Origin of the sequence: Streptomyces blastmyceticus, from assembly GCF_039521185.1 — a bacterium.
Classification (GTDB): domain Bacteria; phylum Actinomycetota; class Actinomycetes; order Streptomycetales; family Streptomycetaceae; genus Streptomyces; species Streptomyces blastmyceticus.
In genome coordinates this window covers 85054-95019 of the sequence record NZ_BAAABW010000029.1, presented here as the reverse complement: position 1 = coordinate 95019, position 9966 = coordinate 85054, and the positions used below count along the sequence as shown (strand labels likewise).

Below are 9966 nucleotides of genomic sequence, written 5' to 3'. Positions count from 1 at the left end.
CCGGTGGGGCCGCGGCCGTCTTCCCGGGGTCAGGCCCCCTGTCGTTGCGCGCCGTGCGGTCCGTAGAGGCGGAGGAATGCCCGGACGCCGTCGTGGACGATGGCGCCGACCTCGGACTCCGGCACCTTCAGGGCGCCGTAGAGGGAGCTCTGGCTGACGCCGGAGACCGCCAGCAGGACGAAGTGCCGTGCGGCCAGCTCCGCGTCCTCGGTGTCGAGCAGCCCCTCGTCCGTCATCTCGCCCAGGCGGTGCGCCAGTTGCCGGAACGAGGGCCGGGGGCCGGCGTCCTGCCACGCCTCGATGACGTCCGGCTGGAGGTGGGTCGCCTCGGCGTGGATCTGCCGCACGAGGGCGAAGTGGTCCGCGAACTCCGGTGGCGGAGAGGCCCAGTCGAAGGCGAAGGCGGTGAGGTCGCGCTCGAGATCGGTGATCTTGGTGAGATGGCGCTCCACCACCGACCGGTGCCACGCGGTCACGGAGTCGGCGCTCTCGATGAGGACGGAGCGGAAGAGCTCCTCCTTGTCCGTGAAGTGGTTGTAGATCGTCCGCTTCGATACCCCCGCCTCCGCGGCGATCGCGTCCACGCTCGCCCGGCTGAAGCCGTCGCGGGCGAACACCGCGCGCGCCGCCCGGGTGATGGCCTGCCGCTTCTCCGCCATGCCGCGGCGCTGCCGCCCGGCCCCCGCCTCCTGTGCTGCGGACATTTCCGCTCCTTTCGAGCCGCTCGCATCGGGTCCCGTCGGACCCCTCGAGAAAATTGCACTGTTCGGTTTACCCATTGCACTGCACGGTGTAGTTTACCAACATGCCTTCCGAGTTCTCACGGACCCGGCGGCCCGGCACCGTCATGACGGCGCTCGTGGTCCTGCTGGGTTTCCTCACGCTGCCCATGTCCATGTCCGGCACGACCGTCGCGATCCCCCGCATCGGCGAGGATCTGCACGCCACCGGAGCGGCCCTGCAGTGGGTCCTGACCGGCTATTTCCTGACGGCCTCCTCCTTCATGCTCGTCTCCGGCTCGCTGGCCGACCTCTTCGGCCGCCGGAGGATTTTCGCCGCGGGTGCCGTCCTCTACGCGGCAGGGGCCCTGGGCAGTGCCACGGCCACCGATATCGCGATGCTGGATGTGGCCCGCACCCTGTCGGGTGCCGGCGCCGCGGGGGTCATGGCGGGCGGTGGCGCCCTTCTCGCCGCCACCTTCCAGGGTGCGGCCAGGACCCGGGCCTTCGCCGCCATGGGCACCATGTCGGGCATCGGTCTCGCCATAGGCCCGACGCTGTCCGGCTGGATGGTCGGCGGTCTCGGCTGGCGCGTCACCTTCGCCCTCTTCGCCGCGAGCGGCCTGCTCATCCTCCTCGGCTCCTTCTTCGTCGCGGAGTCGCGGGCCGACCGCCGGCCGAAGGTGGACCGGCCGGGAGCCGCGAGCTTCATCGGAGGTCTCGCCCTGCTGATGTTCGGCATCACGCAAGGGGCACAGGCCGGCTGGAGCAGCCCCAGGGTCCTCGGGCCCGTCGCCGCCGGAGCCCTCCTGCTGGTGGTGTTCGTCGCGGTCGAGCGGCGCAGCGACCACCCGGTGCTCGACCTGACGCTGATCCGTGACCGCCGCTTCCTGGGCTGGTGCCTGGCCGCGCTCGCCGTCCCCGTGGGCAGCTCCGGCGTGCTGGTCTTCCTGCCGACCTACCTCCAGGGTGTGAACGGCCTCTCCGCCCGGGACGCGGGGCTGACCATGCTGATGCTGACGGCGCCCGTGCTCTTCCTGCCCGCGATGGGCGGGCGGCTGGTCAACCGGGGCGTCCCGGCCCGCCACCTCGCGGCGCTCGCCGTGCTCCTCCTCGCCGGAGGCAACGCCTGGCTCACCGTGCTCCACCCCGGTGTGACCCCGCTCGCGCTGCTCGGCCCCCTGCTCTCCATAGGCGTCGGCAACGGTCTGGTCGCCGGTATCATCGATGCCCAGGCGATGAGCCTGGTGGAGCCTGCCCGGGTCGGCATGGCGGCCGGATTCCTCAACACCGTCAAGGGCGGGGGCAACGCCCTGGTGCTGGCCGTGATCGGGGCGGTGCTGACCAGTCTGGTCCAGGCCCGTACGGGCTCGGCGGAGCTGGCCGGACGCATAGCCGCCGGAGACCTGTCCGGTCCCGAGAAGGCTCTGCACGCGGCACAGTTCACCGACGCCTGGCACCTCGTCCTGTGGTCGGTGGCGGCCCTGTGTGCCGTGGGTGCGCTCACCGTCCACAGGCTGCTCGCCCCGGCAGCCCGCCCCGTCAAGGTGTCGGGGGAGGAGAGCCGTCCCCGGACAGGCCGTACATTGTCCGCGAAGATCTGACCCGCCATGCTGCCGAAATGCGAGTGAGCCCCGTGAAGACGCTGTCCCGCCGGTCCCTGCTGCGCGCGCTCGGCGCCGGCGCGGGGGCCGCCGCACTCGCCGGTTGCGGGGTGCCCGCCGCGTACGTCCAGCCGGGCGACCGGGCCGCGCAGGACCGGTCCGGGAGCGACAAGCGGCTCGTCTTCGCCAACTGGCCGCTCTACATCGACACCGACGAGAAGGACCCCCAGCGCCGCCCGACGCTGGAGGGCTTCGAGAAGAGCAGCGGGATCTCGGTGAAGTACACCGAGGAGATCAACGACAACGACGAGTTCTTCGGGAAGATCAGCCCCGCCCTGATGAACCACCAGGCGACCGGCCGCGATCTCGTCGTGGTCAGCGACTGGATGTGCGCGCGCTACGTCCGCCTGGGCTGGGTCCAGGAGATGGACCGGTCCCGGCAGCCGAATGTGGACCGGCGGCTCGACCCCCTGCTGCGCAAGCCGTCCTTCGACCCCGGGCGGCTGCACAGCGTCCCCTGGCAGTCGGGCATCACCGGGATCGCCTACAACCGCAAGAAGCTCGGCCGCGAGATCCGGCACACCTCCGAGCTGTGGAAGGACGACCTGCGGGGGCGGGTCACCCTGCTCGCCGGGATGGACGAGGCGTTCTCGCTGCTCATGCAGGGCAACGGCGCCGATGTCACCCGCTGGACCGCCGACGACTTCCACACCATGACCGACCAGCTCCGCCGCCTGGTCCGCAAGCGCCACATCCGCCGCTTCACCGGCAACGACTACATCAAGGACCTCTCCTCCGGCGACGTCCTGGCCTGTCAGGCGTATTCCGGGGACATCATCCAGCTCCAGGCCGACAACCCCGACATCGAGTTCGTCGTCCCGGAGGAGGGTGCGGAGCTGTGGGCCGAGAGCCTGATGATCCCCAACCTCGCCCGGCACAAGCGCAACGCGGAAGACCTCATCGACTACTACTACCGGCCCGAGGTCGCCGCCCGGCTGGCCGCCGCGGTCAATTACGTCTGCCCGGTGCCTGCCGCCCGTGACGTTCTCGCCGCGTCCGAGGACAAGGATCTCGCGGCGCTCGCCGAGAACCCGTTGATCTTCCCCAGCGAGGAGATGCGCAAGCGCCTCGCCACCGCGCGCGACATGACCGCACGGGAGCGGCCCGGATTCACCAAGGAGTGGAACGAGATCGTCGGTCTCTGAGAGCGGACTCCCGGGCCGTCGGGACCCGCCCAAGAGGGGCTTGGCGCAAGCGGGTTGAGGGTGGCCGATTTCGTTTCCGGGCGTACTTCCCGCCACGGAATCCGTCGCCGGTTCCGGTCTTGACCGGTGATCTCGCGGATGGTCAGACTGTCGAAATCGCCGAGATGTCATCGGCGTGCTGACCACCGGGGGAGTGATCGCACTGGACGGCAACAGTTTTGGCGTGCCCGCACAACCCTCCATCGCAGAGGCACTGGCGGCCTTGCCGCAAGTGACCCGCGGAGCCGGGTTCGGAGCGGACATCGACGCGGCGCACGAGGTGATGCTCGCGCCGGACGCCCGGCAGGAGCACCGGGAAGCGGCCCTGCTGGCCTGGCTGGAGCAGGCGCGGCCTTGCTCGTACGGCCGGTTCGTGGCGAGGGTCGGACATCTGTCGAGCACCCGGCGGCGGAAGGGCCTCGACCTCTGCTGGATCCTGGAAGCGGATCTCGCGCGGGGCCACGAGCATGTCGCGGCGGCCCGGGCCGCCTGGAAGCGGCGCGCGGTCAAGGGTGAGTCCAGCGCCTTCCTGATCGTCTTCAGCGACAGAAGGCTCGCGTTCGCCCGGCCGAGCCGCCAACTGGGCGAGATCTGCCGCACCTTGGCCGGCACCTACCTCTCCGAATGCGCGCCGTTCGACTACGGGACCGTCTATGCCGAAGCGCTTCCCCTGCGGCGCGCCGACGGCAGCGTGTCCTTGTTCAAGGCGGGCACCCGGCTGCTCTACACGGGAGCGCACGGAGGCAGGTGGCACGAGCGCCGGATCCCCGGAGGTGTGGCGATATCGGTCAACTCGCCCGGACACTACGCGCATTCGCTCGGCATCCGGGGGATCACGCCGGGGCCGGGGGCGGCCTCCGCGCCGTACCGGGTGGACGTCCTCGTGCCGCACGGCATCGTCGGCGACGATGCCGGACATCCGCGGGAGGAGAGCTCGGGGGCGTTGCGGCTGGACTGCCTCACGCCCAGGGAGTTCTCCGTGAGCGACCCGGAGCACGGGTGGTCGAGCGGGCTGCCCATCGGGGACGACGCGGTACTGACGAACCCTTGGGAGCCGGTGGGAGCGGTCTGAGCCGGTGCGACCGACGGCGGCGGGTTCCGGCCCGTTCTCACGCGCCGTACAGGTCGGCCGTCAGGGATCGCAGTGTCTGGATGCGGTTGGTGGTGATGGAGTCGACGCCCGCCGACAGGAGGCGGCGCATCGTGCGGCGCGTGTCCGCCGTCCACGCCGAGACCAGGAAGCCCTGGGCGTGGTGCCGCGCGACGAGCTCGGGCGTCAGCAGGCCGAAGCGGTAGTTGATCCAGCGCGGGCGCACCCGGTCGAGCAGGGCCGCGCGCGGCGGGGCGAGCGTCGTCCAGGTGAGCGCGATCTCGGCGTCCGGGTCGGCCCGGCGGACGGTGAGCATCGACTCCGTGGCCCCGCAGTAGTACACCCGCCCGGCCGCCCCGCTCGCGTGGACCTCGGCCACGGCCGCCTCCGTGGCCGAGTTGTCGGGCAGGTCGATGAACAGCCGCCGGCCGGGGGCCGCCTCCGCCCCGGCGAGCGCGAGCGCCTCCCGCAGCGTCGGCACCCCGCCGCCGGTCAGCTCCCGCAGCTCGTCGGCCGAGAGGGAGTCCAGGCACCAGGGGTGCCCCCAGAGCCGTTCCAGCGTCGCGTCGTGCAGGAGCACGGGCACGCCGTCCCGCGTCAGCCGTACGTCGATCTCGACCGCGCCCGCCCCCGCCCGCAGCGCCGAGCCGACCGAGGGGAGGGTGTTCTCGCGGTGCACGTACGGGTCGCCGCGGTGGGCGACGGCGGTGAAGGCGGGGGCGGGGGCGGCGGCGGAAACCGCGGTGTTCCGGGTGGGCATGGGGCCATTGTGGCCGGAGTGCCGACGCTCCGGGGTCAGTTCAGGCGGCCCGCCGTGTAGGAGTCGATCTCCGCGCGCAGCGCCGCCTTGCCGGCGGGGTCCATGAAGGACGCCTCGACGGCGTTCTTGGCCAGCTCGGCGACGCCCCGCGCGTCGAGGTCGAGCAGGCGGGCCGCGACCCCGTACTCCCGGTTGAGGTCCGTGCCGAACATCGGCGGGTCGTCGCTGTTGACGGTGACCAGGACACCCGCGGCGACCATCTCCTTGATGGGGTGCCGCTCCAGGTCGGTCACCGCCCGGGTGGCCAGGTTCGAGGTGGGGCAGACCTCCAGCGGGATGCGGTGCTCCGCGAGATGGGCCAGCAGCTCGGGGTCCTGCGGCGCGCTCGTGCCGTGGCCGATGCGCTCGGCGCGCAGGTCCACGAGGGCGTCCCAGATCGTCTGCGGGCCCGTGGTCTCGCCCGCGTGCGGGACGCTGTGCAGCCCCGCCGCGATGGCCCGGTCGAAGTACGGCTTGAACTGCGGCCGCGGCACCCCGATCTCCGGACCGCCGAGCCCGAAGGAGACCAGCCCCTCGGGCTTGAGGTCACAGGCGATCCGGGCCGTCTCCTCGGCGGCCTCCAGACCGGCCTCGCCCGGGATGTCGAAGCACCAGCGCAGTATGACGCCCAGTTCGGTCTCCGCCGCCTTGCGGGCGTCCTCGATCGCCTCCACGAAGGCCGCGTCCGGGATGCCGCGCCGGGTCGAGCTGTACGGGGTCACCGTCAGCTCGGCGTAGCGGATGTTCTGCCGGGCCATGTCACGGGCGACCTCGTAGGTCAGCAGCCGCACGTCCTCCGCGTCCCGGATGAGGTCGACCACCGAGAGATAGACCTGGATGAAGTGCGCGAAGTCGCGGAAGGTGAAGAAGTCCGCGAGCGCCTCGGGGTCCGTGGGCACGGGCGAGTCGGGGTGCCGGGCGGCCAGCTCGGCGACGATGCGCGGGGAGGCGGAACCGACGTGGTGCACGTGCAGCTCCGCCTTGGGGAGCCCTGCGATGAACGAGTCGAGTACGGACATGCGGGCCTCCGGGGCTGTGCGGTCGACGGGTGCCGATCATCGTATGCGGGGCGGGCGCGGGCCCCGTGCTCAGGCCTTAGCATGACGGGGAAACGACTGGGGAGGACTATGTCCGACAAGGGGTCCGAGACCGGGGCCGACAAGGGCGCCATGGCCGGTGCGCCGCCGGAGTCGCACGACCGCGATCCCTGGGCTCCGCCGGAGCGGCGCGCGCCGCTCGACGGGCCCGGCGAGCCGCCGGTGCCCCAGCAGCGCGTCCCCCTCGACAAGCCCGCCGCGCGGACGGCGCCCGGAGCGCACGACGCCGTCCCGCCGGCCGCTCCCCAGGGCCTGCCGACGCCGCCCCCGTACGCCTTCCCCCCGGCCGGATCCGCCGTGCCGCCGGTGCCGCAGGCGCCGACCGGCCCGGGCACCCCGAGCGCGTACCCCGCAGGACCGTACGGACAACAGCCCTACGGCCAGGTCCAGGGCGGGGGCTGGTATCCCCAGCCCGCCTACGGACAGCAGCCCCCGTACGGCCAGGGGCCCTACGCGCCGCCCGGCTCCTACGGCTATCCCGCGGCGCCCTACGGTCCCGGCTGGCAGCACCCCGGGCCCGCGGCCGGGAACGGCCTCGGCGTGGCCGCGCTCGTGCTCGGCATCATCGGCACCGTGCTGTCGCCGACGGTCTTCCTTGGCGTCATCCTCGGCATACTCGCGATCGTCTTCGGCGGCATAGGCCGGACCAAGGTGAGCAGCGGCGAGGCCGACAACGGCGGCCAGACCCTCGCGGGTCTGATCCTCGGCGGAGTGGCGCTCGTGGCCAGCGTGCTGATGCTGATCTTCTACATCAACTTCAGCCGCGACCACAGGGAGACCACTCCGGAGGAGGACCCGGGCGCGACCTACGGGGCGTATCTGTCCGCGCCGGTACTGCTCGTGGACCGCGGCCCCGGCCGCTGACGCGAGCCGTCACCGACGCGGCGACGCCTCCTTCAGGAAGCCAGCCGCTGCCGCGCTTCCATCAGGGCGAAGCCCAGCAGGTTCTCCCCGCGCCAGCGCGCCGGGTCCTGGGCCCGCTCGTCGTCGGCGGCCAGGCCGATGCCCCATATCCGGTCGAGCGGACTGGCCTCGACCAGCACCCGCTCACCTGTGCCCAGCAGATACGCGCCGAGCCGCGGATCCTGCGCGAACTTCTGGACGCTGCCCTCCACCACCAGCTCGAAGCGGTGCCGCCGCCAGGTCTCCTCGTCGAAGCCGCGCACCGTGCGGCCCGCGTCCTTCGCCTCCTTGGGATGTGCGGCCGCGAGGACCCGGGCCTCCGCGTCCCGGTCACCGAAGAGCCGGGCCTTGCCCGCCATCATCCAGTGCTCGGCCGTCGCGTAGACCGTCCCGTCCACCGTGAACGGCGACGGCCACCACTGGCTGAAGCACCCCTGCCCCACGCTGCCGTCCGGCCGCGGCCGGTGGCCCCAGAAGAAGACCCACTTGACGCTCTCGCCCCCGGCGAGCGCCGCCGTCAGCTGCTCCACCGACCGCGATTCGGCCGCCCTCTTTCCGTCGTGCCCGTTCCGGTCCCCGTTGATCTTCATGCCCGTCATTCTGACACCGGCCGCCGACAGAGGACCGTGAATATCCACAGGCCCCGCAGCCTGGCGGACCATCACATGACCCCGCACTGAATTCGTCGCGTTTTCAAAAAACTGCGACGGAATCCCTTGTTGCACTCCTTCTCCTCTGCCAGGATCGGCATTCGAATCCGGTTGGAGCTACGCCTTCCACAGGTCTCTGCGGTCGGCGGAGGAGTGCGCAATGGATCGACGGTTCGACGGGGCGGAGCAGTTCGCCGAGGGCGCGCAGTACATCGGCGGACGATTGAGGTCCGGGAGTTCGGGCCGTACGCACGCGGTCGTGGACCCGGCCACCGGAGCGGAGATCCTCGCCTACGAGCTCGCCGGGCCCGCCGATGTGGACGCGGCCGTCGCCGCCGCCGGGAACGCCCTGCCCGCCTGGGCGGGAGCCACCCCCGGCGAGCGCTCCGACGCCCTCCACCGGTTCGCCGGGATCCTCGCCGAGCGGTCGGAGGATCTCGCACGCGCCGAGTCGGCGCAGTGCGGCAAGCCCATCCGGCTCACCACCGGCTTCGACGTACCGGGCACGGTCGACAACGCCGCGTTCTTCGCCGGGGCCGCCCGCCACCTGGAGGGCAGGTCGGCCGGTGAGTACAGCGCGGACCACACCTCGTACATCCGGCGCGAGCCGATCGGTGTCGTCGGCTCGATCGCGCCATGGAACTACCCCCTCCAGATGGCCGCCTGGAAGGTGCTCCCGGCGATCGCCGCGGGGAACACGGTCGTCCTCAAGCCCGCCGAACTGACGCCCCTGACCTCGCTGATGTTCGCCCGGGCGGCGACCGACGCCGGGATCCCCGACGGTGTCGTCAACGTCGTCAGCGGCGCGGGCCGGGACGCGGGCGAGCGCCTCGTCGGCCACCCCGCGGTCGCCATGACCTCGTTCACCGGCTCCACCCCCGTCGGCCGGCGGGTCGCCGAGATCGCCACCGCCACCGTCAAGCGGCTGCACCTCGAACTCGGCGGGAAAGCCCCCTTCGTCGTCTTCGACGACGCCGACCTGGAGGCCGCCGTCCACGGCGCGGTCGCCGGAGCGCTCATCAACACCGGCCAGGACTGCACGGCCGCCACGCGCGCCTACGTCCAGCGGCCGCTCTACGAGGCGTTCGTCTCCGGCGTCGCCGACCTCATGGCCACCGTCCGCCTCGGCGACCCCTTCGACCCGGCCACCGACCTCGGGCCGCTGATCTCGCACGCGCAGCGCGACCGGGTCGCCGGCTTCGTGGACCGGGCCCGCTCGTACGCCACCGTCGTCACCGGCGGCGAGGCCCCGGCGGGTGAGCTCGCGAAGGGCGCCTACTACCTCCCCACGCTCGTCACCGGCGCCGCCCAGGACAGCGAGATCGTCCAGGACGAGGTCTTCGGTCCCGTCCTGGCCGTGCTGCCCTTCGACAGCGACGACGAGGGCATCGCGCTCGCCAACGACACGCCGTACGGGCTGGCCGCCTCCGCCTGGAGCCGCGACGTCTACCGCACCGGCCGCGCCACCCGGGAGCTCAAGGCGGGCTGCGTGTGGATCAACGACCACATCCCGATCCTCAGTGAGATGCCGCACGGCGGCTACAAGGCCTCCGGCTACGGCAAGGACATGTCCGCCTATTCCTTCGAGGAATACACCCAGGTCAAGCACGTCATGTTCGACAACACGGCCGTCGCGCGGAAGCCCTGGCACCGCACCGTCTTCACCGTCGGCTGACCGGGGCGGCGCCGCTCCGTTTTCCGGCGACAATCTTCTGGTCCCCCAGCAACGCCCGTCACCAGCAGAACGCAGAATTCTCCGAGCCCCCGGCGCCCTGCCGCCGTCCGGGCCACCGGCGCGGCACCCGCCCCCGGACATATGAGAACGTACGCGGCTGTACGTGCCGTACGCGCTCGACGCCC

General features: G+C 72.0%; 9 protein-coding genes. 5 read left to right on the top strand and 4 right to left on the bottom strand.

Translation table 11 applies throughout. The features are described from left to right. Positions 1-29: 29 nt before the first annotated feature. On the bottom strand, positions 30-704 hold the full coding sequence (locus ABD269_RS29580; protein WP_344122848.1) for a TetR/AcrR family transcriptional regulator: 675 nt from the start codon (positions 702-704) through the stop codon (positions 30-32). 101 nt (positions 705-805) lie between these two features. On the opposite strand from ABD269_RS29580, the gene ABD269_RS29575 reads away from it, so the two are divergent. From ABD269_RS29575 to ABD269_RS29565, 3 genes are all read left to right on the top strand, one after another. Beyond that, a complete protein-coding gene (locus tag ABD269_RS29575; protein ID WP_344122846.1) occupies positions 806-2323 on the top strand; it encodes an MFS transporter in 1518 nt (505 codons plus the stop codon). Positions 2324-2340: 17 nt separating this feature from the next. Next, entirely contained in the window at positions 2341-3528 is a 1188-nt protein-coding gene (locus ABD269_RS29570) for a polyamine ABC transporter substrate-binding protein (protein WP_344122844.1), read from the top strand. Between the two features lie 223 nt (positions 3529-3751). Next, positions 3752-4639, top strand: coding sequence for a hypothetical protein (locus ABD269_RS29565; RefSeq protein WP_344122841.1), 888 nt, complete (start codon positions 3752-3754; stop codon positions 4637-4639). Positions 4640-4676: 37 nt separating this feature from the next. On the opposite strand, the gene ABD269_RS29560 is transcribed toward ABD269_RS29565, so the two are convergent. Both ABD269_RS29560 and ABD269_RS29555 read right to left on the bottom strand, forming a co-directional pair. Next, a complete protein-coding gene (locus ABD269_RS29560) occupies positions 4677-5417 on the bottom strand; it encodes a glycerophosphodiester phosphodiesterase (protein WP_344122839.1) in 741 nt (246 codons plus the stop codon). A 35-nt stretch (positions 5418-5452) separates the two neighbouring features. After that, entirely contained in the window at positions 5453-6475 is a 1023-nt protein-coding gene (locus tag ABD269_RS29555; RefSeq protein WP_301891995.1) for an adenosine deaminase, read from the bottom strand. 108 nt (positions 6476-6583) lie between these two features. Between ABD269_RS29555 and ABD269_RS29550 the strand changes: the two genes are divergently transcribed. Continuing rightward, positions 6584-7417: a DUF4190 domain-containing protein gene (locus ABD269_RS29550; protein WP_344122837.1), complete on the top strand. Its 834-nt coding sequence runs from the start codon at positions 6584-6586 to the stop codon at positions 7415-7417. 32 nt (positions 7418-7449) lie between these two features. Here the strand turns inward: ABD269_RS29550 and ybiA are convergent, their stop codons facing one another. Then, entirely contained in the window at positions 7450-8046 is a 597-nt protein-coding gene (gene ybiA / locus ABD269_RS29545) for a riboflavin biosynthesis intermediates N-glycosidase (protein ID WP_344122835.1), read from the bottom strand. Between the two features lie 220 nt (positions 8047-8266). Here ybiA and ABD269_RS29540 point away from each other — a divergent pair, with 220 nt between their 5' ends. Then, complete coding sequence (locus ABD269_RS29540) at positions 8267-9781, top strand: gamma-aminobutyraldehyde dehydrogenase (RefSeq protein WP_344122833.1); 1515 nt, start codon at positions 8267-8269, stop codon at positions 9779-9781. The last annotated feature ends 185 nt before the right edge of the window (positions 9782-9966 follow it).